Source organism: Aureimonas sp. OT7 (assembly GCF_014844055.1).
GTDB lineage: Bacteria > Pseudomonadota > Alphaproteobacteria > Rhizobiales > Rhizobiaceae > Aureimonas > Aureimonas altamirensis_A.
The window spans coordinates 1,769,065-1,783,016 of the sequence record NZ_CP062167.1; the positions used below are offsets into that span (position 1 = coordinate 1,769,065).

The 13,952-nt window shown below is 66.3% G+C and carries 13 protein-coding genes; 7 read left to right on the forward strand and 6 right to left on the reverse strand.

What is annotated here, in order from left to right:
- Positions 1 to 18 precede the first annotated feature (18 nt).
- Positions 19 to 627 (forward strand): YqgE/AlgH family protein, encoded by a 609-nt coding sequence (locus IGS74_RS08545; RefSeq protein WP_192391614.1) that lies wholly within the window; start codon positions 19 to 21, stop codon positions 625 to 627.
- A gap of 31 nt (positions 628 to 658) precedes the next feature.
- On the opposite strand, the gene IGS74_RS08550 is transcribed toward IGS74_RS08545, so the two are convergent.
- From IGS74_RS08550 to thrC, 4 genes are all read right to left on the reverse strand, one after another.
- Positions 659 to 3,574, reverse strand: a complete 2,916-nt coding sequence (locus IGS74_RS08550; RefSeq protein ID WP_348641890.1) for a sensor domain-containing phosphodiesterase — start codon at positions 3,572 to 3,574, stop codon at positions 659 to 661.
- 85 nt (positions 3,575 to 3,659) lie between these two features.
- On the reverse strand, positions 3,660 to 4,277 hold the full coding sequence (locus tag IGS74_RS08555) for a GNAT family protein (protein ID WP_192391015.1): 618 nt from the start codon (positions 4,275 to 4,277) through the stop codon (positions 3,660 to 3,662).
- A 67-nt stretch (positions 4,278 to 4,344) separates the two neighbouring features.
- Positions 4,345 to 5,658 (reverse strand): pitrilysin family protein, encoded by a 1,314-nt coding sequence (locus IGS74_RS08560; protein ID WP_039189331.1) that lies wholly within the window; start codon positions 5,656 to 5,658, stop codon positions 4,345 to 4,347.
- Positions 5,655 to 7,064 (reverse strand): threonine synthase, encoded by a 1,410-nt coding sequence (gene thrC / locus IGS74_RS08565; protein WP_192391019.1) that lies wholly within the window; start codon positions 7,062 to 7,064, stop codon positions 5,655 to 5,657. The genes IGS74_RS08560 and thrC overlap by 4 nt, the downstream gene beginning before the upstream one ends.
- A 199-nt stretch (positions 7,065 to 7,263) precedes the next feature.
- On the opposite strand from thrC, the gene IGS74_RS08570 reads away from it, so the two are divergent.
- Positions 7,264 to 7,752 carry a hypothetical protein gene (locus IGS74_RS08570; RefSeq protein WP_192391024.1) on the forward strand — a complete coding sequence of 163 codons (489 nt, stop codon included), beginning with the start codon at positions 7,264 to 7,266 and terminating at the stop codon, positions 7,750 to 7,752.
- Between the two features lie 18 nt (positions 7,753 to 7,770).
- Here the strand turns inward: IGS74_RS08570 and IGS74_RS08575 are convergent, their stop codons facing one another.
- Positions 7,771 to 8,451: an HAD-IA family hydrolase gene (locus IGS74_RS08575; RefSeq protein WP_039189339.1), complete on the reverse strand. Its 681-nt coding sequence runs from the start codon at positions 8,449 to 8,451 to the stop codon at positions 7,771 to 7,773.
- A gap of 147 nt (positions 8,452 to 8,598) precedes the next feature.
- On the opposite strand from IGS74_RS08575, the gene IGS74_RS08580 reads away from it, so the two are divergent.
- Together IGS74_RS08580 and IGS74_RS08585 are read left to right on the forward strand one after the other, a co-directional pair.
- Complete coding sequence (locus tag IGS74_RS08580; RefSeq protein WP_281413058.1) at positions 8,599 to 9,726, forward strand: site-specific DNA-methyltransferase; 1,128 nt, start codon at positions 8,599 to 8,601, stop codon at positions 9,724 to 9,726.
- Between the two features lie 99 nt (positions 9,727 to 9,825).
- Positions 9,826 to 10,125: a hypothetical protein gene (locus tag IGS74_RS08585; protein WP_192391029.1), complete on the forward strand. Its 300-nt coding sequence runs from the start codon at positions 9,826 to 9,828 to the stop codon at positions 10,123 to 10,125.
- Between the two features lie 27 nt (positions 10,126 to 10,152).
- On the opposite strand, the gene IGS74_RS08590 is transcribed toward IGS74_RS08585, so the two are convergent.
- Positions 10,153 to 11,232, reverse strand: a complete 1,080-nt coding sequence (locus IGS74_RS08590) for an A/G-specific adenine glycosylase (RefSeq protein ID WP_246723090.1) — start codon at positions 11,230 to 11,232, stop codon at positions 10,153 to 10,155.
- A 152-nt stretch (positions 11,233 to 11,384) separates the two neighbouring features.
- Between IGS74_RS08590 and IGS74_RS08595 the strand changes: the two genes are divergently transcribed.
- Genes IGS74_RS08595 through IGS74_RS08605 form a run of 3 tightly spaced genes read left to right on the forward strand, consistent with a single transcriptional unit; the run spans position 11,385 to position 13,880 of the window.
- Positions 11,385 to 12,131 (forward strand): glycosyltransferase family 25 protein, encoded by a 747-nt coding sequence (locus IGS74_RS08595; protein WP_192391033.1) that lies wholly within the window; start codon positions 11,385 to 11,387, stop codon positions 12,129 to 12,131.
- 2 nt (positions 12,132 to 12,133) lie between these two features.
- Positions 12,134 to 13,363 (forward strand): O-antigen ligase family protein, encoded by a 1,230-nt coding sequence (locus IGS74_RS08600; protein ID WP_206688231.1) that lies wholly within the window; start codon positions 12,134 to 12,136, stop codon positions 13,361 to 13,363.
- Position 13,364: 1 nt separating this feature from the next.
- Positions 13,365 to 13,880, forward strand: a complete 516-nt coding sequence (locus IGS74_RS08605) for a DciA family protein (RefSeq protein ID WP_192391043.1) — start codon at positions 13,365 to 13,367, stop codon at positions 13,878 to 13,880.
- The last annotated feature ends 72 nt before the right edge of the window (positions 13,881 to 13,952 follow it).

The following is a 13,952-nucleotide window of genomic DNA, read 5'->3' on the forward strand; positions in this document are numbered from 1 at the left end:
TTCATTATCTTCCCTGGCATGGAAAGCAAGCGAACCCCAGGCCCGACACCCGAGACCACTTCACTGGAAGGGTTCTTCCTGATCGCCATGCCCGGCATGCAGGACGAGCGCTTCGCGAAAAGCGTTGTCTATGTCTGTGCACATTCGGCCAATGGGGCCATGGGCTTCGTTATCAACAAGCCCCAACCCATGAGTTTCCCGGCCCTGATGGCGCAACTGGACATCGTATCCAGCCCGGATGAGATCCGCCTGCCCGAGCAGGGGCGCGACATCATGGTGGGGGTTGGCGGTCCGGTGGAAAGCGGCCGGGGTTTCGTGCTGCATTCCAACGATTACGATTCCGAGTCCACCGTGCCGGTGGATGGCGGCATCTGCCTGACGCCGACCATGGATATACTGAAAGCCATCTCCAGCGGCATCGGCCCACGTTCGGCCATGATGGTGCTGGGCTATGCGGGCTGGTCCGCCGGCCAGCTCGAAAGCGAAATCGCCGCCAATGGCTGGCTGACATGCCCGGCCGATTTCGAGATCGTCTTCGGCACCCGGCCCGAGAGCCGTTATGCGAAGGCACTTGGCAACATGGGCATAGACCCGGCATTCCTGGCCAGCGAAGCCGGCCACGCCTGAGCGGCGGCCGATATCGCCGCCTCCGGGGCCGTCAGGCGGTGCGCCGTATCTTCGCTATCACCTTCTTCTGCCCGTTCCGGTCCTGCAGGCGGCGGCGCGCCTCTTCCGCCGATACGGCGGGAGAGTGCATGCGGCTCTGGATGAAGTCGCACTTGAACTGGCGGATCTTCTCGGCGTCGGCGGTATTCTCGACGCCTTCGGCAATCACCGTCAGGCCGAGGTCGTGCGCCATGGCGATGATGGAATGGTAGATCATCAGGCGTTCCTCGCGCCGATCGCCGCGCAGGAAACTGCGATCGATCTTCACCGCGTCGAACTGGAAGCGCATGAGGTCGGACAAGGACGAACGGCCCGAGCCGAACTCGTCCAGCGTCAGCCCGACATCCATCTTGCGCAGGCGCTCCAGCACACGCGCCGTCCGCTCCGGATTGGCCATGACGCTGGCCTCCGTCATTTCCAGGCGCAACGTCTCCGGGGCGATCTTATAGCGCTTCAATACCAGGTTCACGTCGTTGACGAGGTCCTGGCGCAACAGATGGCCGCTGAGAATGTCGACGCAGACGAACAGGTTGGAATAGCCGGCGATGCGCTGCCAGTCGCTCAGGCGGCGCACCGCCTCGTCCAGGACGAGTTGGCATAGCGCATCCAACTGGCCGCTGGCCTCGGCCACGGGCACCAGCTCCCCGAGGGGCACGAGGCCCCTTTTGGGGTGCTCCCACCGCAACAAGGCCTCGAAACCGGCCGTCGTGCCGTCCTTCACGCGGATGACGGGCTGGAAGTACACATGCAGCTCATGCCGGGCGAAGGCGCGGCGCAGATCGGCCTCCAGTTCGAAGCGGCCCGAGCCGACCGTCTTGAAGGACGGCCTGAACGGCTCGATCCGGTCGCCGCCGAGACGCTTGGCCTCGTACATGGCCAACTCGGCTTCCTTCAACAGTTCTTCGGCGCCGGCACCTTCGGTCCAGCCCGTCAGTCCGATCGATCCCGTCAGCCCGATCTCCGTATCGGTGAAACCGATCGGCGCGCGGATGACGCCGCGCAGGAACTCGGCGAAGGCCGCTACCTCGGCGATATCGGTGCGCGAGTTGAGGATGATGGCGAACCGGTCTGCGTCGAGCCGCGCAAGGGAGTCCTGCGGTTTCAGGACACGCCGCAGCCGCCGTGCGACCGTCAAAAGCACGGTGTCGCCGGTTACGACGCCATAGGCTTCGTTGATGCGGCCGAAATCGTCGAGGTCGATGACGAAGACGGTGGGGCGCATGTCGATCTGGCTGCCGATCAGCGCGGCCAGGGCATCCAGCCGGTCCAGCAGCAATTCGCGGTTGGGCAGCCCGGTCAACTGGTCGTGCAGCGCGTCATGCAGCAGCCGTTCCTCCGACTTGCGGCGGCCTGTGACGTCCTTCAGGGTACCGACGCAACGCACGACCTCGCCGTCGCTGCCGAGCACCGGGCGCGAATGCAGGTTCATCCAGTGGTAATGGCCGTCATCGCCACGGACACGGAAATCCTGCGAGATGCGCCCGCGCCGATGCTCGATGACGGCGTCCAGCGTGGCCTTGAACCTGTCCCTGTCGTCGGGATGCAGAATGGGCAGCCAGTCGCGCGCGGGCCCGTTCATGGTGCGGATGGGAAGGCCCGCCGATTCTTCGGCCTCCGCGCCGACATAGATGCGGTCACGCGTGACGTCCCAATCCCAGATGGCGTCGCCGGTGCCCGACAGCGCCAGCGAACGTCGCTCCATGTCCGATATGGGCCCAGCGGAAACGGTCCCGCCGGCGAATGCGTGCTGCATGACGGTAAAGCCGAACAGCAGCACAATCAGCACCAGCCCGCCGCCGAGGGCCGACTGCACGATATCGTTGTCGATACGCCCCTGTACGGTCATGGCGGCGGCGACGAGCCACCCGCAGACGAGCGCCCAGGTTGGAATCAGCATCACGGCCCTGTCGTAACCCTTGATCGCCAGCGCTAGGATAAGAACCGCACCGATGGCGGCGATGGCCACCATGGACATGCGGGCGACGCCCGATGCGACGGCCGGCTCGAATGCCGCCAGCACGCCGAGGCCACCGAGGCCGCACAGCCATATCACCGTGAATGCGGAGAGCGCGCGATGCCATCGGTTGAGGTTCAGATAGGCGTAGAGGAAAACAACCAGCGTGAAGGCGATCGCCACCTCCGTACCGGCACGCCATAATCGCTCCTGTCCCGGCTGGATGGGCACCAGCTTCTGCCAGAAGTCGAAGTCGATGCAGATATAGGCCAACACCGCCCAGGCCAGGGCCGCCGTGGCCGGGAAGACGGCAGAGCCCTTCACCACGAAGAGGATGGTCAGGAAAACGGCGAGCAGGCCTGCGATGCCCAACACGATGCCGCGATAGAGGGTGAACGCGTTGACGGTATCCTTGTAGGCGTTCGGCTCCCACAGGCGGATTTCCGGCAACCTGTCGGACGACAGTTCGGCAACGAAGGTGATGACCGATCCGGGGTCCAGCGTCACCAGGAACAGGTCCGCCTCCGAGCTTTCCTGCCGATCGAGCGCGAAGCCCTCCGACGGCGTGATGGCGGCGATGCGGCGGGAGCCGAGATCGGGCCATACGACGCCCGAACCGGCCAGCTTGAAATGCGGCGCCACCACCAGCCTGTCGATCTGCGTGTCGGCATTGTTGGCGAGCGAAAAGACGGCCCAGTTGCCGGACGGGTTCGCCGAAACGGATTCCACCTCGATGCGGCGGACGATGCCGTCGGCGCCCGGCACGGTGGAAACCTGGAAATTGTTGCCGCCGACGCGATGCAACTCCACCGCCGGCATCAGGTCCACGGCAACGGTGTCGCGGCCGATGCTGACCGGCTCGAGCGCCCGGGCGACGCCCATGACGGCCAGAAGCGCAAGCACGGTGGCAAAGAGCCGCAGAGCAACGGATTGAAAGAAGCGACCGGTGATCACAACGAAGGCTCTCGGTGGCTCACTTGCGTCATCTCCAATCCCTGTGCGGCGGCTTGCTGCCGCACGGCCGAACGGCACACGGCACTCAACGGCGGTCGGCATCGCGACCCATGCGCCGCGAACGCGACCAATCTTCGGCAAGGAGGGAGTAAAGATTATGGTCTTCCCATTCGCCAGCAATCTTCAGGTATTTTCTCAAATAGCCCTCTTGCCGAAAACCTGCCCTTTCGAGCAGCCGGCTCGATCTTTCGTTCGATGGCAGGCACGCGGCTTCCAGCCGATGCAGGCCCTCGACATCGAATGCGTAAATGCTCACCAGACGCACGGCGGCGGACATATGGCCGCGCCCGGCGTAGCGCTCCCCCATCCAGTATCCGAGCGTGCCCGACTGGGCAACGCCTCGCCGGATGAGGCCGAGGGAAAGTCCACCGTAGAGCGTGGCGCCACCATCCCCGAAGACGAAGAAATTATAGGCCGTGCGCTCCCGCGCCTCGCCTCGATAGCGAGACAGCCGCTCGCGATAGGCATTGCGGCTCAGCTCATCGTCGCTCCAGGCCGGTTCCCAGGGCGCCAGAAAGCCCTGGCTTTCCTCTCTCAGCTCTGCCCAGGCCGCATAGTCGCGGATTTCGGGAAGGCGCAGCACGAGGCCGTCACCCTCCAGCCGAGGGGCCGTGACACGGGAAAGCCAGTCGAGAAACGCCATAACCGACCCGCTTCAGCTCCTTGCGCTCGATGCCCTGCCTGGTTCAGGTGCCGGTAGCGGCGCGCCGTCAGCGCGCCGAAACCCGCCGGGGCACTTCGCCCCCGGGGGTGCCCAGCCGCTCGCTCAGCGCCTCTATCGTCGGCAGGTGCCCGACCGGCCCGATTGCCGCCAGCGTGGGCCGGGATCCAAGGAAGGTGCGCCCCGCCAGGTCGGCCAGGCGCTCCGCGGAGATGGCCGCCAGCCTGTCGAGAAGCTCGGTATTGTCGATTGGCGCGCCCTTGAACATGAGCTGCCGTGCGATCTGGGCCGCCCGCGAGGCAGGGCTTTCCTGGCTCATGAGAAGGCTGGACCGCATCTGCGCGCGAGCCCGGTTCACTTCCTTTTCGGTGATGCCGGAAGCGGCGCGCATCAGCTCGTCGATAATGACGGGCGCCAGCTCGGCCAGTTCCTCCTCGCCGGTCGCGGCGTGGACGCCGAAGATGCCGCTATCGGAAAAGCTCCAATGGAAGGCCGATACGGCATAGCACAGGCCGCGGCTTTCGCGGATCTCCTGGAACAGCCGCGAGGACATGCCGCCACCGAGGATGATCGACAGCACCTGCGAGGCATAGAAGTCGCGGGCGTAATAGGGGCGGCCCTCGAAGCCCAGCACGATCTGGGCGTCGGCAAGATCGCGCGCTTCGCGGAAATCGCCTCCGGTATAGGTTGCCGGGGCGCCGGCCGCGGTGTCCGGCGTTCCGGCGGGCAGCGCGCCGAAGGCGGCGGATATCCGGTCGACCATGTCCTGGTGCGAGACGGCTCCCGCGGCCGAGACGACGATCCGGTCGGGCGTGTAGTTGCGGCGCAGATAGGCGCGAAGGTCGTTCCGGGAGAAGCCGGTGACGCTGGCGCGCGTGCCGAGGATGGGGCGGCCCACGATCTGCCCGGCAAAGGCGGCGGACTGGAAGTGGTCGAAGACGATGTCGTCCGGCGTGTCCTCCGCCGCTCCCAGCTCCTGGAGGATGACGTGTTTCTCACGAGAGAGTTCGTCTTCGTCGAAGCGGGAATCGAGCAGGATGTCGCACAGTATATCGACTGCCAGAGGCACGTCCTCGCGCATGACGCGCGCATAATAGGCGGTCGTCTCGACGCTGGTGGAAGCGTTGATTTCGCCGCCGACGTCTTCGATCTCCTCAGCGATCTGGCGTGCGCTGCGCCGCCCCGTGCCTTTGAAGGCCATGTGCTCGAGCAGATGGGCGATGCCATGCTCGTTCTCGCGTTCGTCGCGCGCGCCGGCCTTGACCCAAATGCCCAGCGCCGCGCTTTCCAGCTTGGGCATGTGGTCTGTCGCGATGGTCAGCCCGTTCGACAGGCGGGTGATTTCCACGGTCGGGCGGCTCATGCTGCGGCCCCGGTCATGGCGGCGCGGCTGTGCCCGGCGATGAATGCCTTGATGGCGGCTGCGTCGTTGCCGAGAACCGTGAACACTTCGGACCTCTCCATCAGGTCTGCATGGGTTGGCGGCAGGGCCGGGCGGATGCCGCAGGCGGCTTCCACCGCATCGGGGAATTTGGCGGGATGTGCGGTGCCCAGGACAATCATGACGCCGTCATGCGGGGCGGACGCGGCGACGCAGACGGCAACCGCCGTATGCGGGTCGAGAAGATAGGCGCGCGTGTCGTTGATGGTGCGGATCGTTTCCGCCGTCGCCGCCTCGTCGGCGCGTCCGGCGTCGAATTCGGCGCGGATCGCCGCAAGAACGTCGTCCGGCAGGGTGAAGCGCCCGGATTGCGACAGGCTCTGCATCAGCCGTGTGACGAGGGCCGCGTCGCGGCCGCTGGCCTCGAACAGCAGCCTTTCGAAGTTGGAGGACACCTGGATGTCCATCGACGGCGACGTCGTCGGGTGGACGCCCTGCGTCTCGTAGACGCCATCGGCCAGCGTGCGTGCGAGGATGTCGTTGGCATTGGTGGCGATGACCAGCCGGTCGATGGGCAGGCCCATGCGCTTTGCGGCGTATCCGGCGAAGATGTCGCCGAAATTGCCCGTCGGCACGGTGAAGGAGATCTTGCGGCCGGGGGCGCCGAGGCTGGCCGCTGCCGTGAAGTAGTAGACGATCTGGGCCATGATGCGTGCCCAGTTGATGGAATTGACGCCCGACAAGGCCGTATCGCGGCGGAATGCGGCATCGTTGAACATCGCCTTCACCAGGGCCTGACAGTCGTCGAAGGTGCCCTCGATGGCCAGGGCATGCACATTGGCCGCGCCATGCCCCGTCATCTGCCGCTGCTGCACGGGGGAAACGCGCCCCTTGGGAAACAGGATGAAGATGTCGGTCCGGGCCGACTGTGCGAAGGCGGCGATGGCCGCCCCGCCGGTATCGCCTGAGGTGGCGCCCACGATGGTTGCGCGCTGGCCGCGCTCGGCCAGGACATGGTCCATCAGGCGGGCCAGGAGCTGCATCGCCACGTCCTTGAACGCGAGCGTCGGCCCGTGGAACAGCTCCAGCACGTAGGTGTCGGCGTCGGTCTGGACGAGAGGCGCAACCGCCGGATGGCGGAACGTGGCATAGGCCTCGTCGACCATGCGGCGCAGATCCGCATCGGCGATCTCGCCGCCGACATAGGGCTTCAGCACCGCGAAGGCGACGTCGGCATAGGGTTTTCCGGCGAAGCCCTCGACGGTGGCGGCGGAAACGGTGGGCCAGGTTTCAGGCACGTACAGGCCGCCGTCGCTGGCCAACCCGGCCAGGAGGACATCTGCGAAACCGAGGCGAGGGGCCTGCCCCCGCGAACTGACGTATCTCACGATAACTCCCATCCTGCATTCCGGCGCCGGCGGGCCGACGCCGCACGCATTCGCGCGAAGAGAACTCCTCTAACACGAATGAGAGGGCCTGTTCCAACCCCGCTCACTTGAATTGCGGGCCGGTGACGTGGAATCGATGCTGTCTATGACGGCGCGGAAGCGAATCGCGACGCGGCGCGGAAAAGCGTGGAGAAACGGCATGTCGGCATTTACCGGAAAAATCGCGCTGGCGGCTGTCGGCCTTGCGGCCGTGCTGGCCGGCTGCACGACGCAGGGGCAGGGCAGCGGACCGCAGAGCGCGCCGATGGCCGCCGCCGATCCGCGCGACTGTCCGCGCATCGAGGTGCCGGAAGCGCGGGCGGTCATGCGAAAGGGCACCGCGCCGGCCTACGAGTATGTCGTCTCGGTATCGGAGGTGACGCGCTCCTGCCGCATCGAGGGCGGGCAGGTTTATATGGATGTCGGGGTGGCCGGGCGCATCGTGCCGGGGGCCGCGGCCCGTGCCGGCCAGATCACGGTGCCGATGCGGGTCACGGTCGGCAACGCCAGCGGCGAGATCTATTCCAAGACCGGCCGTGTCGCCGCCAGCGTGGTGCCCGGCGGCCCGACGCAATTCACCTATGTCGACCGCGGCATCGTCGTGCCCGAAGGCGGCCGGCTGCTGGTGCAGGCCGGCCTGGACCAGTAGTCACCCACGCGGGAGCGCTCAGACGCGCTCCCAGTCGGCGAAGGCCTCGACGATGGCGGGGAAGTCGGACAGGCGGCTGATGACCGTCTCCGCCCCCGCCTCGGTGAGGGAGTCCGCATGGCCGCGATGCGAATGCTTGCCGCCGGTGAAACCGACGACGCGGCATCCGGCCGCGACGGCGGCCGCCACCCCGTGGACCGAGTCCTCCAGCACGATGGCCTCTTCCGGGGCGACGCCGAACTCTTTGCAGGCATACAGGAAGACGTCCGGTGCGGGCTTGCCCCGCTTGGTTCCGACCTCGCGCGAGGGGAAGACATAGGGGCGGAAGCGGTCCCACAGGCCGGCCGGCTTCAGCATGAGTTGCAGCCGGTTCATCATCGAGTTGGAACAGATGCAGCGGGGCAGGTCGAGCTTGTCGAGCATGTCGTGGACGCCCTGTATCGTGGCGACCTTCGCAAGCCGGACGTCGCTTTCACGTTCGACATCCGCCACGAAGCGATCCGGGAAGTGTACCCCCGTCTCTTCCGTCAGGATCTCGGTGATACGCGTCAGGGTCAGGCCGGCAAATCGCTCGGAAATCTCCTCCGGTGAAAACTCCAGGCCAAGCTCGGCCAGCTTCTCGGATTCGATCTGTGCGGCGACGATCTCTGAATCGACGAGGACGCCGTCGCAGTCGAAGATGATGAGCGAAAGTGCCATCCCGTTGAAAACTCCTGTCAATGAGCATGCGATCGAACGCGTCGCAGACGCATTCATAAAGATTCGAGCGGGCACTTCATGGATTGTTTACCCCGTTCGATAACCATGACCCCGGTTTTGTTTTGCGTTGAACCCGTGGGTGTCCCGATGTCGAATGCGCGTCCTGCGTCGAAAGTGCAACCTGTTTCCACACATCTGGAATGGCGCGACACCATCATCAAGGGCGACTGCATCTCGCGCCTCGAGGCGCTGCCCGAGAAATCGGTGGACGCCATCTTTGCCGATCCGCCCTACAACCTGCAGCTGGGCGGAGACCTGACCCGGCCCGACCAGTCCAAGGTGGACGCGGTCGACGATGCGTGGGACCAGTTCGAAAGCTTCTCGGCTTACGATTCCTTCACGCGCGCATGGCTTCTGGCCGCGCGCCGGGTGTTGAAGCCCAATGGCACGATCTGGGTGATCGGCTCGTACCACAACATCTTCCGGGTCGGCGCGATCATGCAGGACCTGGGGTTCTGGATGCTCAACGACATCGTATGGCGCAAGGCCAACCCGATGCCGAACTTTCGCGGACGCCGCTTCCAGAACGCGCACGAGACGATGATCTGGGCGTCACGCGACCGGGAGGCCAAGGGCTACACATTCAACTACGAAGCGATGAAGGCCGCCAATGACGATCTTCAGATGCGCTCGGACTGGCATTTTCCGATCTGCTCCGGTTCGGAGCGCCTGAAGGGAGAGGACGGCCGCAAGGTGCATCCGACGCAGAAGCCCGAGGCGCTGCTGGCGCGCGTGATCCTGTCGTCGACGCGGCCGGGAGATACGATCCTGGATCCGTTCTTCGGCACCGGCACCACCGGCGCCGTGGCCAAGCGCCTCGGCCGCCACTTCGTGGGCATCGAGCGCGAGGACAGCTACATCGAGGCGGCGCGCGCGCGCATCGACGCGGTGGAACCGCTGGACAGCCTGTCCATCCGCATCACCGCCGGCAAGCGCGCCGAGCCGCGCATTCCCTTCACGACGCTGATCGAGGCCGGGCTCCTGGCACCCGGAACGGAGCTGACGGACGCGCGCGGGCGCTACAGCGCGCTGGTGCGTGCCGATGGCACGATCGCCAGCGGCACCCATGCCGCGTCCATCCATCGAATGGGCGCCCATGTACAGGGCGTCGAGGCCTGCAATGGCTGGACCTTCTGGCATGTGCGGGAAGGCGGCGAGTTGCGGCCGATCGACGAACTGCGCAAGGAAGTGCGCGCCCGCATGGGCACTATCTGAGGCGCACGGCAACCATCCTCGGTTTCTTGCGTCCCGGTTCTCCCGTGGCAGAACTCCGCCCCATCGAGGCTTCTCGATGGCGTGGGAGGACGCAACAACATGGACAGCATCGCTTGCCACTGGGACGAAGCGCGGGCCGAAAGGCTGATGGGCGCAACCGTTCTCGTCGGGATCACGCATGACGAGGCGGCGAAGCGCCGGGTGGAGCATTTCGTCGGCACGGTCGTCGGCGTCAGCCGCACGGATGGGATCATCCTGGCGCTTCACGGCAGCCGCGAGGGCGAAACCTGCCGCCTTCCGGCGGATCTGGATGCGTTTCGCGCCGTAGCGAAAGGCGATACGCCGGACGCCGACTACGTGACCGACTGGATCCGAACCACCCGGCGTACCGGCGCCTGAAGCGCAGGTGGGGCCGGGCTCATCGCTTCATGGCCGTCGCTCCGGGTCGAGCGCACATGCGATGCATTTGCGCATGAGGGTCGGCAGTGCACGATCCTCCAGGCCGACGACCGGCTGCCACCACATTCCTTCCGGCGCCGCGGCGCCTGTTTCCGCGTGCCAGACGGAAAGCTTCAGCCGGAAATGGGTGAAGGTATGTTCGACCGTTCCGGCCAGGGTCCAGGCGGCGGCCAACGGCGCGGCCGAGATATCGGTGACGCCGTCGAGGCGCGCCGTCCAACCCGTCATCGGCGGCTCTTCCATGCCGGCGAGAAGGCCGGTCGAAGGGCGTGTCCGCAGAAGCACGGCTCCGAGGCGGGGGTGTTCCGCCACGAAGGCGGCGCCCGCCCGCAGGGGCTTCTCGGCCTTCGGTGCCTTGACGGGCAGGGTCTCCTGGATGCCGTCTGCACGTGCGGCGCACGGCTCGACCACCGGGCAGATGGTGCAGGCGGGCCGGCGCGGGGTGCAGATCGTGGCGCCCAGATCCATCATGGCCTGCGCGAAGTCGCCCGGCCGGTCCGGTGGCGTCATGGCCTGCATCGCCGTCCGGATAGCCGGCTTGGCCGCCGGAAGCGGTGTCCGGATGCGCTCCAGCCGGCTGACGACGCGCTCCACATTGCCATCCACGACAGCCACCTGTTCGTCATAGGCGATGGCGGCGATGGCGGCGGCGGTATAATCGCCGATGCCCGGCAGGTCCCGCAGGCCGGCGGCGCTACCCGGAAATGCCCCGCCGCGCGCCGAGACGGCCCGCGCGCATGCAAGCAGGTTTCTGGCCCGGGCGTAATAGCCGAGGCCGGCCCACGCCGCCATCACCTCTTCGTCCCGCGCCGCGGCCAGCGCATCGACGGTGGGCCAGCGCGACAGGAAGTCCGCATAGTAGGATTTGACGGCGGCGACCGTGGTCTGCTGCAGCATGATCTCGGACAGCCAGACGCGATACGGATCGGGACGGATGCCAGCGCGCCTGTCGCCGGGGCCGATCCGCCACGGCAGCCGCCGCGCATGCGCGTCGTACCAATCCAGAAGGCGGGGGATGACCGTGCCCGCCATGTCGTGTCGCTGCATCCGACCGCCTCTCGTTCAAGCGAGGGCCTAGGGCAAAACAACCGGCCCCGCAATCACCCGGCACGATGCCTGCGAAAGGGCCGTCGTCTTGACAGGGCACACTCAAGCGTTCATCCGAACGGCTGACTCATCAGCCAAAGTTGCCCGGTTTCGTGCGGATCATTCATTACGTCATCAATCTCGACCGGTCGCAGGACAGGCTTTCTGCGGTTATGGCGGATGCCGCCTCCGCCGGCATCGAACTGGTCCGCGTGCCGGCGGTGGATGGCCGCGCCGCGTCGCAGGAGGAGCGGCTCCGCCTGCTCGACGTGCCGGGTTTCCTGCGGAACCACGGTAAGCGACCGCAACCTGGGGAGTACGGCTGCTACGCCAGCCATCTGCGCGCCTTCGAAGCCTTCCTGGCCAGCGATGCGGATATCGCCGTGATTTTCGAGGACGACGCGGCCCCCGATGCCGGGTTCCAAAAGGTGGTGCAGGATATCGCCTCGGTCGACGACTGGGATCTCGTCAAGCTCGTCAACTACCGCATGCCCCGCCTGAAGGTGGATCGCACCCTGTCCGGCGGTATCCGCATGGGACGGGCGATGTTCGGGCCGACCGGCGGGTCGGCGGCCTACATGCTCAACCGCAGGGCCGCCGAACGCTTGCTGCAAGGCCTGCGCCCCATGACGCTGCCCTACGACGTGGCGATGGAGCGCGGCTGGGCGCACGATATCCGCGTCCGGCATGTCGAGCCGAATGCCGTGGGCCTCAACCCACTGACCAACGAGGGGACCACGATGGAAGGGCAAAGCTACTCGGCCTTTCGGCTGAAGCCATGGCAGAGGCTTCCCACGCTTCGGTTCCGGGCGGGTGATTTCGTGTCGCGTATCCGCGCGGCATTGGCGGGCGGACGGTGAGGGTGCAGAGGTTCCTGCTGCTGCGGCGGCGCACCGACCCGTTGCTTCTGACCGCCGCCATGGCGCTGATCGGCGTCCTGGTTTCCATCGGCAAGGGGCTCTTCGCCCTGCTGGCCGTGGTGGGCGTCGTGCATGCCATCATCCGACCCTCCAGCTGGCGTCTTGCACCGCCGGCATTCACGATCGTCCTGGCGGCCTACGTCGTCTGGTCCATCGGGCTCAGTTTGCTGCGCGGCGAGGGTGTCGACGGCAACAGGCTGCTGTCCTATGCGGCCATCGAGCTGGCCTGCGTGTTCCTGCCGCTTGGCCTGTTTTTCGTGAGGCGTCCTCTGGACGCCATGATCCTCGGCGCCCGTATCGGCGTGGTCGCGCTGCTCATCGCGACGCCGGCCGAGTTCTGGGTGACCGGCACTCGTGTCGGCCTTGGCCGGAACGAGGCGATACTCGGCTTCATCGCCGCGGCTTTCGGCCTGATCGCGCGCCTGCCGATGGAACGCCCGCCGCGAATCCTGCCCAACGGCCGCTGGTGGCTGTACCTGTCCTTCGTGCCGGCGCTGCTGTCGCAGACGCGCGCCACCTGGGGCATCTACCCGATTTTCGGGATCATCGACCTTATCCATGTGTGGCGGCGCGTCGTCGGCGTCGGCGATAAGCGCTCCATGGTGGCGCTGGCGGTGGGGGCCTGCGTTGCCGTGGCGGCGCTGTTGCCGATGTCCGATATCGTGATGCAGCGGGCGGACCAGGCGCTCGTCGAGATCGACCGTTACGAGCAGACCGGCGTCGCGTCGGGCTCGGTCGATGTCCGCATGGCCATGTGGTCCTCCGCGTTCGAGATATGGCGCGAGCATCCGCTGATCGGCATCGGCCATGTCGGCAAGATGGAAACGGTGGCGGATCGAGCCGGGGTGAACGAGGCGCAGGTGGGCCAGTATACGCACCTGCACAACCTCGTGGTGGACGAGGCGCTGAACAGCGGGCTCATCGGCACGATATTGCTTGTCGGCGTCTTCGTCGTATTCATCGCCACGGTGTTCCTGCGATCCCGCAGTACGATGCTGCGCGAAACATCGGTCGTTTTCGTGCTGCTCGTCTTCAGTTATGGTTCCTTCCACGGCGTGCTTCTGAACGAATGGATGGTGACCGTGATCTTCGGCTACATGAGCGTCACCCTGACCGATCTTCGCCGCAAGCAACTCGGCGCCCGTCTTCGGCTGAAGACCGGGCAGGCGTGACATGGCCGCCGGGCCGACGCGTCGGACATGGGCCAGGCAGGTGGGCGAACTGACCGCCGCACTGGTGGAGCCCGTTCTGGCGCGCAAGGCCGGCATGAGCCTCGGGCTGCTGTCGGCATGGCCCGAGATCGTCGGACCGCGGCTGGCCGGGGTGACGCGGCCGGAGCGCCTGCAATGGCCGCCGCAGCGATACGAGGACGAACCCTTTCGGCCGGCCACCCTGATCGTCGCGTGCGAAGGGGCAGACGTACTGCGCCTCCAGCACGAGAGCGGCGAACTCGTGCAGCGGCTGAACGCCTTCTTCGGATATCATGCGGTCGGATCGCTGCGCATCGTCCAGCGCGCGGTCGCGGTGACGCCTCCCGACAGGAAGCCCGCCTGGCGTGCGCCAGACAGCGTCCAGCAGAAGCGGATCGAGGAGGCGGTGTCGCGGATCGAAAGCGACCGTCTTCGCAAGGCGCTGGAGCGCTACGGCGCATGCGTCATGGGCCGCAACAATGGCCGCCAGGACCCCTGACCCGGGTCCATCGCCGCTAATGCGCCGCAACGCCCTATTCGTGGCGCAGTTTATCGGATAGCTGGAATGCGA

Coding starts and splice junctions, on each gene's coding strand:
- IGS74_RS08590 (WP_246723090.1), bottom strand. CDS start 11,232: ATGCAGCGACACGACATGGCGGGCACGGTCATCCCCCGCCTTCTGGAT.
- IGS74_RS08585 (WP_192391029.1), top strand. CDS start 9,826: ATGGACAGCATCGCTTGCCACTGGGACGAAGCGCGGGCCGAAAGGCTG.
- IGS74_RS08605 (WP_192391043.1), top strand. CDS start 13,365: ATGGCCGCCGGGCCGACGCGTCGGACATGGGCCAGGCAGGTGGGCGAA.
- IGS74_RS08575 (WP_039189339.1), bottom strand. CDS start 8,451: ATGGCACTTTCGCTCATCATCTTCGACTGCGACGGCGTCCTCGTCGAT.
- IGS74_RS08580 (WP_281413058.1), top strand. CDS start 8,599: ATGTCGAATGCGCGTCCTGCGTCGAAAGTGCAACCTGTTTCCACACAT.
- IGS74_RS08545 (WP_192391614.1), top strand. CDS start 19: ATGGAAAGCAAGCGAACCCCAGGCCCGACACCCGAGACCACTTCACTG.
- IGS74_RS08555 (WP_192391015.1), bottom strand. CDS start 4,277: ATGGCGTTTCTCGACTGGCTTTCCCGTGTCACGGCCCCTCGGCTGGAG.
- IGS74_RS08560 (WP_039189331.1), bottom strand. CDS start 5,658: ATGAGCCGCCCGACCGTGGAAATCACCCGCCTGTCGAACGGGCTGACC.
- IGS74_RS08570 (WP_192391024.1), top strand. CDS start 7,264: ATGTCGGCATTTACCGGAAAAATCGCGCTGGCGGCTGTCGGCCTTGCG.